12 protein-coding genes are annotated in these 13,968 nt (G+C 72.4%); 3 read left to right on the top strand and 9 right to left on the bottom strand.

The features are described from left to right. Positions 1-3: 3 nt before the first annotated feature. Entirely contained in the window at positions 4-840 is an 837-nt protein-coding gene (locus tag EV384_RS15995) for a peptidylprolyl isomerase (RefSeq protein WP_130334255.1), read from the top strand. 64 nt (positions 841-904) lie between these two features. Here EV384_RS15995 and EV384_RS15990 read toward each other — a convergent pair whose 3' ends face one another. The 8 genes from EV384_RS15990 to ruvC all read right to left on the bottom strand — a co-directional run bounded on the left by EV384_RS15990 (position 905) and on the right by ruvC (position 10,371). Next, positions 905-3,394, bottom strand: a complete 2,490-nt coding sequence (locus tag EV384_RS15990) for a RelA/SpoT family protein (protein WP_130334253.1) — start codon at positions 3,392-3,394, stop codon at positions 905-907. A 219-nt stretch (positions 3,395-3,613) separates the two neighbouring features. Continuing rightward, positions 3,614-4,180 (bottom strand): adenine phosphoribosyltransferase, encoded by a 567-nt coding sequence (locus EV384_RS15985; protein ID WP_130334251.1) that lies wholly within the window; start codon positions 4,178-4,180, stop codon positions 3,614-3,616. A gap of 101 nt (positions 4,181-4,281) precedes the next feature. Next, entirely contained in the window at positions 4,282-5,463 is a 1,182-nt protein-coding gene (gene secF, locus EV384_RS15980) for a protein translocase subunit SecF (RefSeq protein ID WP_130334249.1), read from the bottom strand. 1 nt (position 5,464) lies between these two features. After that, a complete protein-coding gene (gene secD / locus EV384_RS15975) occupies positions 5,465-7,414 on the bottom strand; it encodes a protein translocase subunit SecD (RefSeq protein ID WP_207232337.1) in 1,950 nt (649 codons plus the stop codon). Positions 7,415-7,634: 220 nt separating this feature from the next. Further along, on the bottom strand, positions 7,635-7,928 hold the full coding sequence (gene yajC / locus EV384_RS15970) for a preprotein translocase subunit YajC (RefSeq protein WP_423202899.1): 294 nt from the start codon (positions 7,926-7,928) through the stop codon (positions 7,635-7,637). A 193-nt stretch (positions 7,929-8,121) separates the two neighbouring features. Beyond that, on the bottom strand, positions 8,122-9,186 hold the full coding sequence (gene ruvB, locus EV384_RS15965; RefSeq protein WP_130334245.1) for a Holliday junction branch migration DNA helicase RuvB: 1,065 nt from the start codon (positions 9,184-9,186) through the stop codon (positions 8,122-8,124). Between the two features lie 58 nt (positions 9,187-9,244). After that, complete coding sequence (gene ruvA, locus EV384_RS15960) at positions 9,245-9,847, bottom strand: Holliday junction branch migration protein RuvA (protein ID WP_130334243.1); 603 nt, start codon at positions 9,845-9,847, stop codon at positions 9,245-9,247. After that, positions 9,844-10,371, bottom strand: a complete 528-nt coding sequence (gene ruvC / locus EV384_RS15955; RefSeq protein ID WP_130334241.1) for a crossover junction endodeoxyribonuclease RuvC — start codon at positions 10,369-10,371, stop codon at positions 9,844-9,846. Before ruvC ends, ruvA begins: the two co-directional genes overlap by 4 nt. 174 nt (positions 10,372-10,545) lie before the next feature. Between ruvC and EV384_RS15950 the strand changes: the two genes are divergently transcribed. Continuing rightward, positions 10,546-11,328, top strand: a complete 783-nt coding sequence (locus tag EV384_RS15950) for a 3-hydroxybutyrate dehydrogenase (RefSeq protein WP_130334239.1) — start codon at positions 10,546-10,548, stop codon at positions 11,326-11,328. A gap of 14 nt (positions 11,329-11,342) precedes the next feature. Beyond that, the gene (locus EV384_RS15945; RefSeq protein ID WP_130334237.1) at positions 11,343-13,262 is read left to right on the top strand and encodes a helix-turn-helix domain-containing protein; all 1,920 of its coding nucleotides are present in this window, start codon (positions 11,343-11,345) and stop codon (positions 13,260-13,262) included. Between the two features lie 93 nt (positions 13,263-13,355). Here EV384_RS15945 and EV384_RS15940 read toward each other — a convergent pair whose 3' ends face one another. Beyond that, positions 13,356-13,964 (bottom strand): TetR/AcrR family transcriptional regulator, encoded by a 609-nt coding sequence (locus EV384_RS15940; protein WP_130334235.1) that lies wholly within the window; start codon positions 13,962-13,964, stop codon positions 13,356-13,358. Positions 13,965-13,968 lie beyond the last annotated feature (4 nt).

Here is a 13,968-nt window from a genome sequence, read left to right as displayed (position 1 = left end):
ACCGTGACGTCCACGAGAGAGCGGCAGCGCGCGGCGGCGCGGGCCCGACTCGAGCGGGAGATGGCCGAGCGCGCGGCCCGCGCCCGCAAGCGCCGGCAGACGCAGGCGATCGTCGGGGCCGGTGCGGTCCTGCTGCTGGTGGTCGCCGGCACCGTCTGGCTGGCCACCGCCCTCGGTGGCGACGACGACAAGAAGCAGACCGCCACGTCGGCGGGTGCCGCCCAGTGCGCCTACACCGAGGTCCCCAAGGAGGGGCGCACCAAGCAGATCAAGGACGTCGGCCTGCCCGGCGCCCAGCAGAAGAACACCGGCACCCAGACCATGACGATCGACACCAACCTGGGACCGATCACCGCGAAGATCGACCGGGCGGCCGTGCCCTGCACCGCGGGCAGCTTCACCCACCTGGCCAGCAAGGGCTTCTTCGACAACACCAAGTGCCACCGGCTGGTCTCCGAGGGCATCAAGGTGCTCCAGTGCGGCGACCCGAGCGCGACCGGCAAGGGCTGGCGCGAGACCGACGGCACCGGCGGCCCGAGCTACAACCTGGCCGAGGAGAACCTGCCGACCGACAAGCGCCCGCCGTACCCGGAGGGCGTCATCGCGATGGCCAACTCCGGCCAGCCGGGCAGCACCGGCAGCCAGTTCTTCATCGTGTACGGCGACTCGCAGCTCGACCCGAACTACACCGTGCTGGGTACCATCACCGGCGGCATGGACGTGGTCAAGCAGGTCGCGGCGGCCGGTGACGACAAGGCCTTCGCGCAGCAGGCCGGCGGCGGTCACCCCAAGAAGGAGATCGTCATCAACAAGCTGGCGATGAGCGACATCCAGGGCTGAGCCCGCCCGTACGACGACGAAGCGCCCGCCGGCTGGAGCCGGCGGGCGCTTTCGTGTGCGTGCCTCAGGCGCCCGAGGTGACCCGGTACGCGTCGAAGACGCCGTCGACCTTCCGCACCGCGGCCAGCAGGTGGCCCAGGTGCTTCGGGTCGGCCATCTCGAAGCTGAACCGGCTCACCGCCACCCGGTCCCGGGTGGTGGTGACGGTGGCGGAGAGGATGTTCACCCGCTCCTCCGACAGCACCCGGGTGACGTCGGCGAGCAGCTTGTGCCGGTCCAGCGCCTCGACCTGGATGGCGACGAGGAAGGTGGAGGCGGAGGTGAGCTTCCAGCTGACCTCGACCACCCGTTCGCTCTGCGCCCGCAGGTCCTCGGCGTTGGCGCAGTCGTCCCGGTGCACGCTCACCCCGCCGGAGCGGGTGACGAAGCCGAAGACCGCGTCCGGTGGCACCGGGGTGCAGCAGCGGGCCAGCTTGATCCAGACGTCACTGACGCCCCGGACCACGACGCCCGGGTCGCTGCTGTTCTGCCGGCTGCGCGGCGGCCGGGTGGCGACGGCGGTCTCGGCGATGTCCTCCGCCGCGCCCTCCTCGCCGCCGTACGTGGCCATCAGCTTCTGCACGACCGACTGGGCGGAGACCTGGCTGTCGCCGACCGCCGCGTAGAGCGAGGCGACGTCGGCGAGGTGCAGGTCCCGGGCGATCGCCATCAGCGCGTCCGAGGTGAGCATCCGCTGCAACGGCATGCCCTGCTTACGCATCGCCTTGACGATCGAGTCCTTGCCGGCCTCGATCGCCTCCTCGCGCCGCTCCTTGTTGAAGTACTGGCGGATCTTGGTGCGGGCGCGCGGGCTCTTGACGAAGCCCAACCAGTCCTGCGTCGGGCCGGCCGTGTCCGACTTCGAGGTGAAGATCTCGATCACGTCGCCGTTGGAGAGCGTCGACTCCAGCGGCACCAGCTTGCCGTTGACCCGGGCGCCGATGCACTTGTGCCCGACCTCGGTGTGCACCGCGTACGCGAAGTCCACCGGCGTCGACCCGGTCGGCAGCGGGATGACGTCACCCTTCGGGGTGAAGACGTACACCTCCTGGCTGGACAGGTCGAAGCGGAGCGCGTCGAGGAACTCGCTCGGGTCGGCCGCCTCCCGCTGCCAGTCCAGCAGCTGACGCAGCCAGGTCATCTCGTCGATGTGCGCCGGCGGGCCGACGATCTGGGTGCCCTTGTGCTCCTTGTACTTCCAGTGCGCGGCGATGCCGAACTCGGCGGTGCGGTGCATCGCGTACGTGCGGATCTGCATCTCCACCGGCTTGCCGGTGGGCCCGATGACCGTCGTGTGCAACGACTGGTACATGTTGAACTTGGGCATGGCGATGTAGTCCTTGAACCGGCCCGGCACCGGCTGCCAGTTGGCGTGGATGACACCCAGCGCCGCGTAGCAGTCCCGCACCGTGTCGACCAGGATCCGCACCCCGACCAGGTCGTAGATGTCGTTGAAGTCGCGACCCCGCACGATCATCTTCTGGTAGATCGAGTAGAGGTGCTTCGGCCGGCCGGTGGTCTCCGCCTTGATCTTGGCGGCCTTCAGGTCGGTCGACACCTTCTGGGTCACCTGACGCAGCAGCGCCTCGCGCTGCGGCTGGTGCTCCCCGATCAGCCGGTTGATCTCCTCGTACCGCTTCGGGAACAGGGTGCCGAAGGCGAGATCCTCCAGCTCCCACTTGATGGTGTTCATACCGAGGCGGTGCGCGAGGGGGGCCAGGATCTCCAGCGTCTCCTTCGCCTTCTGCTCCTGCTTGGGGCGGGGCAGGAAGGTGAGGGTACGCATGTTGTGCAGCCGGTCGGCCAGCTTGATCACCAGCACCCGCGGGTCCTTGGCCATCGCCACGACCATCTTGCGGATGGTCTCCGCCTTGGCCGCGTCACCCAGCTTGACCTTGTCCAGCTTCGTCACGCCGTCGACCAGGAGGGTCACCTCCGGGCCGAAGTCCGCCCGCATCTGGTCGAGGGTGTACTCGGTGTCCTCGATGGTGTCGTGCAGCAGCGCGGCGACCAGCGTGGTGGTGTCCATCCCCAGGTTGCCCAGGATGGTCGCGACCGCGAGCGGGTGGGTGATGTACGGGTCACCGGACTTGCGGTACTGGCCGGAGTGCCAGCGCGCCGCGGTGTCGAACGCGCGCTGGAGCAGCCGGGCGTCGGCCTTGGGGTGGTTCTCCCGGTGCGTAGCGATCAGCGGTTCGAGCACCTCGCTGACCTGCGAGGTCTGCCAGGGCGCGTTGAACCGGGCCAGCCGGGCGCGGACCCGCCGGCCGGTGGGCGCGTTGGACAGCGCGAAACCACCGCTCGGCGTGGGATCGACCGAGCCGTCGGTCGGGAACGGCACCACGACCGCGCCGCCGGGCGACGTGCCGTCGTCCGTGCCGGCGTCGGGGGCGACGCCGCTGCCAGAGCCCGTCACCCGGACCGGCGGGTTGCCGCTCCGCTCGGTCACCGAGCCGTCCGCGTCGCCTGTCGGGTGCACCGTGCCCTCCACCGGAGGGACGACATCGTGGGACACCGGCCTCCTCACCGCTCGCCGGGATGCGCCGACCGCACGGCCGACGTTCGTGTCAACCGGCTGTGGGGCCGGTGTTGTTCCACGCCGGCCCGCGGCCGGCGGTCTTCCCGCCGCCGGGCGGTCGCCCGCCCGGTCAGCAAAGGGCAATGCTACCCGCACGCAGGGTGCCCCGCCGCTCCGCCGGACGGTCCGCGCGGGCTCCGCCCGACGGCCGCGGCATCAAACGGTCAGCAGGGCATGGACCGGACGCGGGGCCAGTCGCTCCCGCCCCTTGAGGAAGGCCAGCTCCAGCAGGACGGTGAAGCCGGCGACGGTGCCGCCGGCCCGTTCGACCAGGTCGAGGGTGGCCTCGGCGGTGCCGCCGGTGGCGAGCACGTCGTCGACGACCAGCACCCGGTGGCCGGCGGTGAAGGCGTCCTGGTGCACCTCCAGGGTCGCCTCGCCGTACTCGAGGGCGTAGGAGGCCGAGTACGCCGGGCGGGGCAGCTTGCCGGCCTTGCGCACCGGCACCACGCCGATCCCGGTCGCGTACGCGATGGCGGCGGCGATCACGAAGCCGCGCGCCTCGATCCCGACCACCGCGTCGAACGAGTCACGCCCGTGGTACGTGACGATCCCGTCGATCACCTCGCGGAACACGTCACCGTCGGCGAAGAGCGGCATCAGGTCCTTGAACATGACGCCGGGCTTCGGGAAGTCCGGCACGTCCAGCACCCGGCTGGCCACCAGCCGGGCGACCTCCGGGCCGCTGTCTCCCCGTACCGCGGTGCTGTGGGTCTCCGTCACGGTTGTCCCGCTTTCCTTCCGACGACGACGGCGTCCGCCATGCTGCTCGCACAGCATGGCGGACGCCGTCAGGTCGATCGCTACCGGGTCCGGTGGAGCGGTCAGCGGCGCTTGGCGCCGCCCGGCCGGTTGCCCCCGGCGCCGGGACGACCGCCCCGCGCGCCGGTCGGGCGCTTGCCCACCGGTCGGGCGCCCACCTTCGGCGCCGAGCCGGCCAGCGCCGCCGTCTCCGGGTCGATGGCGGCCTCCTCGGCGGCCCGCGGCGCACCCTTCGGGGTCAGCTCGCCCCGGGCGATCGCGCCCCGGCGGGCCAGCACCCGCTTGTTGTGCGCGCTGATCCGCGGGTCCTGGTTCTTCAGGAGCACCAGCAGCGGGGTGGCCAGCAGGATCGAGGTCAGGAACGCCACCGCCATACCGACGAAGAGCACCAGACCGAGGTCCTTCAGCGTGCCCGCGCCGAGCAGGCCGGCGCCGATGAAGAGCAGACCGCCGACCGGGAGCAGGGCGACCACCGAGGTGTTCAGCGACCGCATCAGGCTCTGGTTCAGCGCCAGGTTGGACGCCTCGCCGTAGGTCAGGTTGTTGTTCGCGGTGATGCCCCGGGTGTTTTCCTGGACCTTGTCGAAGACCACCACCACGTCGTACAACGCGAAGCCGAGGATGGTGAGGAAGCCGATGATCGTCGACGGGGTGACCTCGAAGCCGACCAGCGAGTAGATGCCGGCGGTGAGGAACAGGTTCATGAACAGCGAGCTGATCGCGGCGACGGCCATCCGCCACTCGAAGCGCAGGATCAGGTAGATCGCCACCACCGCGATGAAGAGCAGCAGGCCGAGCAGCGCGCGCTCGGTGACCTGGCTGCCCCACGCCTCGGAGACCTGGTTGCCGCTGATCTGGCCGGGCTGGATGTCGAACCTCTCGGCGATCTCGCCCTTGACCGCGTTGGCCTGCTCCGGGCTGAGCTGCGTGGTCCGCATCTCGTAGTACTGGCCGCTGGTGCTGCCGACCTTCTGCGCGGTGACCACCTCGGCACCGCCACCCTCGGCCTTGAGGGCGGCGTTGACCTGCTCCTCGGCCCCGTCCAGCGTGCCGACGCTGGCCGGCACCTGGAACGAGTTGCCGCCGGCGAACTCGATGCCCAGGCTGAAGCCGCGCACGGCGAAGCTGAGCACCGCGAGCAGCACCAGCCCGGCGGCGACGCCGAACCACAGCTTGCGCCGGCCGACGATGTTGAGATCAGCCTCGCCCCGGTACAGCCGGGACGCCAGACCACTCTTAGCCATCTCAGGCCTCCTTGACGCGCGGGTTGCGGGCGGTGCCCTGCTCGGTCGACCGGGCCGGCAGGGCCCGGCCGAGGCCGCTGACCCGCGGGGACAGGAACGCCCGGGTCCGGGCGAACATCGTCATGATCGGGTGACGGAAGAGGAAGACGACCAGCAGGTCGAGCACGGTCGCCAGGCCGAGGGCGAAGGCGAAGCCCTTCACCGTGCCGACCGAGACGATGTAGAGCACCACGGCGGACATCAGGGTGATGGCGTTCGCCGAGATGATCGTCCGGCGGGCCCGGATCCAGGCACGTGGCACCGCGCTGCGCGGGCTGCGTCCCTCGCGGATCTCGTCCTTGAGGCGCTCGAAGTAGATGACGAACGAGTCCGCCGCCACGCCGAGCGAGACGATCATTCCGGCGATGCCGGCGAGGGTGAGGGTGAAGCCGATCGACCGGCCGAGCACCACCAGCGAGCCGAAGACCAGCAGCGCCGAGAGCACCAGGCTCAGGAAGATCACCGAACCGAGCAGCCGGTAGTAGAAGAACGAGTAGATGATGACCAGCAGCATGCCGATGCCGGCGGCGAGCAGACCGGCCCGCAGCTGGCTGTCGCCGAGCGTGGCGGTGACGTTCTGCTGCTCCTGCGGCACGAAGGTCACCGGCAGCGCGCCGTAGCGCAGCTGGCTGGCGAGCGCGTTCGCGGCCTTGTTGTCGAAGTTGCCGGTGATCTGGGAGTCACCGGTCAGCACGCCCTGGATCTCCGGCGAGGAGACGATCTGGTTGTCCAGGACGACGGCGACCCGGCACTTGCCGTCCTGACCGATCGCGGTCTGGTCGCAGGCCTGGCCCTCGTTGTTGAACGCCTCGCGGGTCAGGTTGGTCCAGTGTTCCTGGCCCTTGCCGGTGAACTGGAGGCTGACCACCCAGGAGCTGGTCTGGTCGAGCTGAGCGGAGGCGTCCTTGACGTCGGTGCCGACCACCTTGGCCACGTCGAGCAGGTACTTCCCGCCGGTCTCGCAGGCGACGGCCTGCTGCTTCTCGTCCTTGATCGACGCCGGCGGCCGCTTGTCGAGCTGGGCGCAGGTGATGGTCGGGACGTTGAACTGCATGTCCACCGGCAGCACCGCGATCTCCTGCGGGGAGAGCGCGCCGAACGGCTTGAGCTTCTCGGCCAGCGCCGGGTCGGCGGAGACGTCGGCCGGAGCCTTCAGGCCGCTGGCGGCGGCCCAGGCGGGCGGCCCGACCTTCTGCTCGACGGCCTTGCGCTGCTGCTCGACGCTCTGCGGCACCGGCTCGGCGGTGGCGCTCGGCGACGGCGCGGCGGCGCTCGGCGAGGCCGACGGGGTCGGCGCGGCGGCGCTGGCGCTCGGCGTCGGGGCCATGCCGCCCTGCCCGCCGGCGCTCGGCGAGGCGGTGGCCTTCGCGCCGCTGGCCGACGGCTTCGGGGCGGCGCTGCCGGACGGCTTCGGGGCGGCGCTGCCGGACGGCTTCGGCGTCGCGCTGCCGGACGGGGCCGGGGTCGCGCTGGCGCTCGGGGCCGGGGCCGGGGCGACGGTCGCGCCGCTGCCGTCGGTCGCCTTGAGCACCTTGCGGAAGCGCAGCTCGGCGGCGCTGCCGACGTCGGTCAGGTCCCGGTTCTCACCGGGCAGGGAGATGACGATGTTGCGGTTGCCCTCGGTGACCACCTCGGCCTCGGCCACGCCGTACGCGTTGACCCGGTTCTCGATGATCTGGCGCGCCTCTTCGAGGTTGGCGGCCGTCGGTGGCTTGCCGTCCACGCTGTTGGTGGCCTCGAGCGTCAGCCGGGTGCCGCCGATCAGGTCCAGGCCGAGCCGCGGCTCCAGCCGGTCCTTCCAGCCACCACTGGCGCCGCCCGAGAAGAACACCAAAAGATAGAGGACGACGAAGACGAGCCCGAGAACGGCGAGCTGCCGTCCGGGGCGCATCTGTCCCTGAGGTGGTGCCACGGCTGTCCTGTCTCCCTGTACGGTCGCGTCGCCGGCGCAGCGGCGACGAAAGTCGGACCGGAGGTGTCCGGCCGACTGCTCTGGCGGGTCGACGCCGCCGACCGACACGCCTCCGGGTCACGACGCGGCGGCGTCGGGGGGAGTTCCGCGTGTCGGCGTCGGGCGCCGACCCAACTATCCACTTGTCGGGATGAATCCGCTGCCCCTTCGGGGCGGTCGGTCACTCCTTGACGGCGTCGGCTTCCTCGGCCACCGGCTCGGTCTCCTCGGGGCGCTCGGCCCGGGTGACCACGCGGGCGATGGCCGGGCGGGCGTACCGGGTCTGCACGCCCGGGGCGACCTCGAGCAGGACGGTGTCGTCGTCCACCTCGGTCACCGTGCCGTAGAGACCGCCGATGGTGACCACCTCGTCGCCCGCGGAGAGAGCGGACTGCATCTGCTCGGCCTCGCGCCGGCGCTTCTGCTGGGGGCGGATCATCATGAAGTACATGACGCCGAAGAGCAGAGCGATCATGAGGATCGGCGTCAGACCGCCCGCTCCCCCGCCACTCGCTGCTGCGTTAAGCACGGTTGTCGACCTTCCCATTGGCCTCCGACCGGCACGAGGGGCGCCGGAGCGGAGGCGGAATCTCACGTCCTGTACAGACCGCGGCGAAGTCTAATCCCTGCACCTGAGAAGACCGAATGCGGCACAGATCACGTTCGGATCACGGCTGTTCGGGCTGTGCGGAGAACAGATCGGGCACGGTAGGGGCATCCGTGCCAAATGTACCATTCGGCGGTGTACGCCCCAGATGCCGCCAGGCGGCCTCCGTCGCGACCCGGCCCCGCGGGGTACGCGCCAGCAGGCCCGCCCGGACCAGGAACGGCTCGCAGACCTCCTCGACGGTGTCCGGCTGCTCCCCCACCGCGACCGCGAGGGTGGAGAGCCCGACCGGGCCGCCCCGGAACGAGTCGACCAGCGCGGTCAGCACCGCCCGGTCCAGCCGGTCCAGGCCCAGCGCGTCGACGTCGTACACGGTCAGGGCGGCCCGCGCGGTCTCCAGGTTGACCACGCCGTCGGCCCGGACCTCGGCGAAGTCCCGCACCCGGCGCAGCAGCCGGTTGGCGATCCGGGGGGTGCCCCGGGACCGGCCGGCGATCTCGGCCGCGCCCTCCTCGGTGATCGGCACGCCGAGGATCCGCGCGGAACGGTGCAGCAGCGTCTCCAGGTCGGCCGGGGCGTAGAAGTCGAGGTGGGCGACGAAGCCGAAGCGGTCCCGCATCGGCCCGGTGAGCAGGCCGGACCGGGTGGTCGCGCCGACCAGGGTGAACGGCTCGACGTCGAGCGGGATGGCGGTGGCTCCCGGGCCCTTGCCGACCACCACGTCGACCCGGAAGTCCTCCATCGCGCTGTAGAGCAGCTCCTCGGCCGGCTTGGCGATCCGGTGGATCTCGTCGATGAAGAGCACGTCGCCCTCGGCGAGGCTGGTCAGGATGGCCGCCAGGTCGCCGGAGCGCTCGATCGCCGGGCCGCTGGTCACCCGGATGCCGGCGCCCAGCTCGGCGGCGACGATGTTGGCCAGACTGGTCTTACCGAGGCCCGGAGGCCCGGACAGCAGGATGTGATCCGGCGGGGAGCCGCGCCGCATCGCGCCCTGCAGCAGCAGGTCGAGCTGGTCCCGGACCCTGTCCTGCGCGATGAACTCGGAGAGGCGCTTCGGCCGGACGCTGGCCTCCGCGTCGAGTTCGGCGTCGCTGACGTACGCCGAGACCAGGTTCTCCCCCGTCATGAGCTTTCCTTCATTCGCGACTGCGGGGCTCGCAGAGCCGGCTCACTCCTCGCGCTCATCACCGCGTCCGGCCCAGGAGGCGGATGGCCTGCTTGAGCAGGACCGGCACCGGCGGGGTCTCCCCGTCGACGGTCTCGGCGACCACGGCCACCGCCTGCTCGGCCTGGGCGGTCGACCAGCCGAGCCCGACCAGCGCCTGGCGGACCTGCTCGGGCCAGGCGCCGCCGGTCACCCCGGCCGCGCCGTCGACACCGACCGGCACCGGGCCGATCCGGTCCCGCAGCTCGAGGACCAGCCGCTCGGCGCCCTTCTTGCCGATGCCCGGCACCCGGGTCAGCGCGGCGGTGTCGGCGTTGGCGATGGCCTTGCGCACCGCGTCCGGGGTGTGCACGGCGAGCACCGCCTGGGCCAACCGGGGGCCGACCCCGCTGGCGGTCTGGAGCAGCTCGAAGAGCTGCTTGGCGTCGTCGTCGGCGAAGCCGTACAGGGTGAGCGAATCCTCCCGGACGACCAGGCTGGTGGCGAGCCGGGCCGGCTGGCCGACCCGCAGCTCGGCGAGGGTGCCGGGGGCGCACTGCACCGCCAGGCCGATCCCGCCGACCTCCACCACCGCGTGGTCGGGGCCGGTCGCGGTCACCGTGCCGCGCACGCTGGCGATCATCGTGCTCCTCCTCGTCGGGCCCGCTCGGCCGCGGCGGCCAGCTTGGACCGGGTGCCGCCGCGCCACACGTGGCAGATGGCCAGGGCCAGGGCGTCGGCGGCGTCGGCCGGCTTCGGCGGCTCGGCCAGCCGCAGCAGCCGGGTCACCATGGCGGTCATCTGCGCCTTGTCGGCCTGACCGGAACCGGTCACCGCCGCCTTGACCTCGCTCGGCGTGTACGTCTGCACGGGCAGCCCGGCTCGCGCCCCGGCGAGCACGGCGATCCCGCTGGCCTGGGCGGTGCCCATCACCGTACGGACGTTGTGCTGGCTGAACACCCGCTCGACGGCGACCGCGTCCGGCCGGTGCTCGGCCACCAGGTCGGTCAGCGACCGGTCCAGGTGCAGCAGGCGCAGCGGCAGCTCGTCGGCCGGGTCGGTGTAGACGACGTAGTAGGCGACCAGCGTGCAGGGCCGGCCCGGCACCCCCTCGACCACGCCGACCCCGCACCGGGTCAGCCCCGGGTCGACGCCGAGCACGCGCACGCCGCCTCCTCCCCAGCCGTCAGCAGTACGTGTGTTCGACACCCTACTGGTCCCCCCGGACGGACCCCCGGGCGGACACGCCGGGCGGCGCCGGCCGCGACACATACTCCGGGACCGGAGTATGTGTCGCCGCCCCATGTGCCGCCGGCCACACAGCTCGTAACTTCTTGCGCCATGACGGCAGAACCCGTGGCGGTCCCCCACGTCGTACGCGTCGACCTCTCCGGTCGTAGCGCACTGGTGACCGGTGGTGGCAGCGGCATCGGCCGGGCCTGCGCGCTGCGTCTGGCGGCGGCCGGGGCGAGCGTGCTGGTGGTGGACCGGAACGTGGAGGCGGCGAAGGCGGTGGCCGCCGAGGCGGGCGGCCGGGCCGAGGGGATCGACCTGGCCGACCCCGCCGCGGTGGACCGGCTCGACGCCGACGTGGACATCGTGGTGAACAACGCCGGCCTCCAGCACGTGGCGCCGGTGCAGGACTTCCCCACCGACCGCTTCGCCTACATCCACCGGGTGATGGTGGAGGCGCCGTTCCGGATCATCCGGCGGGCCCTGCCGCACATGTACGCCCAGGGCTGGGGGCGGATCGTCAACATCTCCTCCGTCCACGGGCTGCGCGCCTCGCCCTACAAGTCGGCGTACGTGTCGGCGAAGCACGCCCTCGAAGGGCTGTCGAAGGTGGTCGCGCTGGAGGGCGCGGCGCACGGCGTGACCGCCAACTGCATCAACCCCGCGTACGTCCGGACCCCGCTGGTGGAGAGCCAGATCGCCGACCAGGCGGCCGCCCACGGCATCGGCGAGGACGAGGTGGTCGAGAAGATCATGCTGGCCCGGGCGGCGATCAAGCGGCTGATCGAGCCCGAGGAGGTGGCGGAGCTGATGGCGTACCTCTGCGCCCCGCCGGCCGACTTCATCACCGGCGCCTCGATCGCCCTCGACGGGGGCTGGACGGCCAACTAGTGGCCTCGCGCACAATGTCGCTCATGTCGTCGCCGGTCGAGTTCCTGGAACTGCTGGCCCGGGAGGCCGCCGCGGTCGAGTTCGAGGGACCGCTGGTGGCCGCCCGGGCCGCCGGCCTGCCCGCCGAGCGGCTCGCCGAGCTGGAGCAGGCGAAGGTGGTGGCGCTGCGGGTCCGGGCGCTGCTGGAGCGCCGGCGCCGCCGGGAGATCGAGCTCTCCGGCCTGTACGACACGGCGAGCGACCTGGCCGGGCTGCGCGACCTGGACGACGTGCTGCGGGCGATCGTGCACCGGGCGCGGATCCTGCTCGGCACCGACGTGGCGTACATGACGCTCAACGACGACGAGCGCGGCGACACGTACATGCGGGTCACCGACGGCTCGATCTCGGCGCGCTTCCAGCGGCTGCGGCTGGAGATGGGCGATGGCCTGGGCGGCCTGGTGGCGCAGACCGGCACCCCGTACGTCACCTCCAACTACCAGGAGGACGACCGCTTCAAGCACACCGGGGAGATCGACGGCGGGGTCGGCGAGGAGGGCCTGGTCGCCATCCTCGGCGTGCCGCTGCGGCTCGGCTCCAGCGTGATCGGCGTGCTCTACGCGGCCAACCGGTCGGCCCGGCCGTTCGCCCGGGAGGAGGTGTCGCTGCTGGTGTCGCTCGCCGCGCACGCGGCGGTGGCGATCGACACCGCCCGGCTGCTCGCGGAGACCCGCTCGGCGCTGGCGGAGCTGTCGTCGGCGAACAGCACCATCCGGGCGCACAGCAGCTCGGTGGAGCGGGCCGCCGCGGCCCACGACCGGATGACCGCGCTGGTGCTGCGCGGCGGCGGGGTGGAGGACGTGGCGGCTGCGGTGACCGACGTGCTGGACGGGGCGCTGCTGGCGCTGGACGCCGAGGGCCGCCAGCTCGCCCGGGTCGGGCAGATCGACGAACCGGACCGGGCGGACATGGTGGAGGCGGTGGCCGCGTCGCGTACCGAGGGGCGCAGCGTGCGCCGGGGGCCGCTCTGGTACGCCGCGGTGGTGGCCGGCGCGGAGAACCTGGGCGCGCTGGTGCTGCGCCCCGACGGCGAGCTGGTCGACGCGGACCAGCGGATCCTGGAGCGCGCCGCGCTGGTCACCGCGCTGCTGCTGCTGTTCCGCCGGACCGTCGCCGAGGCGGAGGGGCGGGTCCGGGGCGAGCTGCTCGACGACCTGATCGCCCGGCCGCTGCGGGACGCCGACGCGCTGCGCAGCCGCGCCCGCCGGCTCGGGGTGGACCTGGACGCGCCGCACGTGCTGGTGGCAATCGGCGACGACGCGATCGCCGCGACCGGCTCGGCTCGGCAGCGGGTGCTCTCCTGGGCCACCACGTACGCCTCGACCCGGGGTGGGCTGGCGGCGGCGCGCGACGGCCGGGTGGTGCTGATGCTGCCCGGGCGGGACGCCGGCAGCAGCGCCCGGGCGGTGGCCCGGGACCTGTCCCGGGTGACGGGGCGCCCGGTGACCGCCGGGGCCAGCGGCCCGTCGGCCGGTCCGGCGTCGCTGGCCACCACCTTCGCCGAGGCGGAGCGCTGCCTCACCGCGCTGGGCGCGCTGGGCCGCTCCGGGCAGGGCGCGAGCACTGCGGAGCTGGGCTTCGTCGGGCTGCTGCTCGGCGCGGTCGGCGACTCCGGAGACCGGGACGTGGCCCGGTTCCTCACCACCACGGTGGGGCCGGTGGTCGACTACGACGCCCGGCGGGGCACCGCGCTGGTGAAGACCCTGGAGGCGTACTTCGGGGTGGGCGGCAGCCTGGCCCGCGCGGCGGAGCTGCTGCACGTGCACGTCAACACGGTGACCCAGCGGTTGGAGCGGGTCGGGCAGCTGCTCGGCGCGGACTGGCAGAAGCCGGAGCGGGCCCTCGAGGTGCAGCTGGCGCTGCGCCTGCACCGCCTGCGCACGCCCACCGGCTGACCCGGCGGGACCCGGCCGCCGGATCGCCGACTGGCGGCATCCGAGTCCTTCGGATACCCCCACGTCGGCGACCTGGAGTGGATGGGGCCGGGCTCAGCGGGGGCGGATGCCGTCGAGGACGGCGTCGACGATCCGCTCGGGGAGGATCCGGTCGTCGAGCTCGGGGTGCCAGCGCAGCATCCGCTGGATCAGCATCGGCCCGGTGAGCAGCGCCATGGTCAGCTCGATGTCGAGGTCGGGCCGCAGTTCGCCGCTGGCGACGCCGCGCCGGAGCACCTCGCGCATCAGCTTCCGCCGGGGCTCGATGATGTTCTGGTAGAGCTGGAAGTGGTCCGGGCTGCGGTTCACCTCGGGCACCAGGCAGGGCATGATCTTGGCGGCCCGGGGGTCGATGTTGTGCCCGACCGCGCCGACCAGCAGCACCAGGTCGTCCCGGACGGAGTGGCCGGCCGGCTGCGGCTGGATGCCCTTGAGCCGGCGCAGCGCGTCGATCAGCAGGGCGTCCTTGCCCGACCAGCGCCGGTAGATGGTGGCCTTGCCGACCCCGGCGCGGGCGGCGATCGCCTCGATGGAGAGCGTCTCGATGCTGCTGCCCTCGGCGAGCAGGTCGAGGGTGGCCTCGATGATGGCTTCGTCCGCGCGGACGCTCCGCGGTCGCCCGGGCGACCGCGGAGCATCGGCGGTGGAGGTCATGTCAGACATTGTC

Source organism: Micromonospora kangleipakensis, from assembly GCF_004217615.1.
Classification (GTDB): Bacteria; Actinomycetota; Actinomycetes; order Mycobacteriales; family Micromonosporaceae; genus Micromonospora; species Micromonospora kangleipakensis.
The sequence above is the reverse complement of the archived record's forward strand: the minus strand, read 5'-3'. Positions and strand labels throughout refer to the sequence as shown.

Coding starts and splice junctions, on each gene's coding strand:
- secF (WP_130334249.1), bottom strand. CDS start 5,463: ATGGCTAAGAGTGGTCTGGCGTCCCGGCTGTACCGGGGCGAGGCTGAT.
- yajC (WP_423202899.1), bottom strand. CDS start 7,928: ATGATCGCTCTGCTCTTCGGCGTCATGTACTTCATGATGATCCGCCCC.
- ruvB (WP_130334245.1), bottom strand. CDS start 9,186: ATGACGGGGGAGAACCTGGTCTCGGCGTACGTCAGCGACGCCGAACTC.
- ruvA (WP_130334243.1), bottom strand. CDS start 9,847: ATGATCGCCAGCGTGCGCGGCACGGTGACCGCGACCGGCCCCGACCAC.
- EV384_RS15950 (WP_130334239.1), top strand. CDS start 10,546: ATGACGGCAGAACCCGTGGCGGTCCCCCACGTCGTACGCGTCGACCTC.
- EV384_RS15945 (WP_130334237.1), top strand. CDS start 11,343: ATGTCGCTCATGTCGTCGCCGGTCGAGTTCCTGGAACTGCTGGCCCGG.
- EV384_RS15940 (WP_130334235.1), bottom strand. CDS start 13,964: ATGTCTGACATGACCTCCACCGCCGATGCTCCGCGGTCGCCCGGGCGA.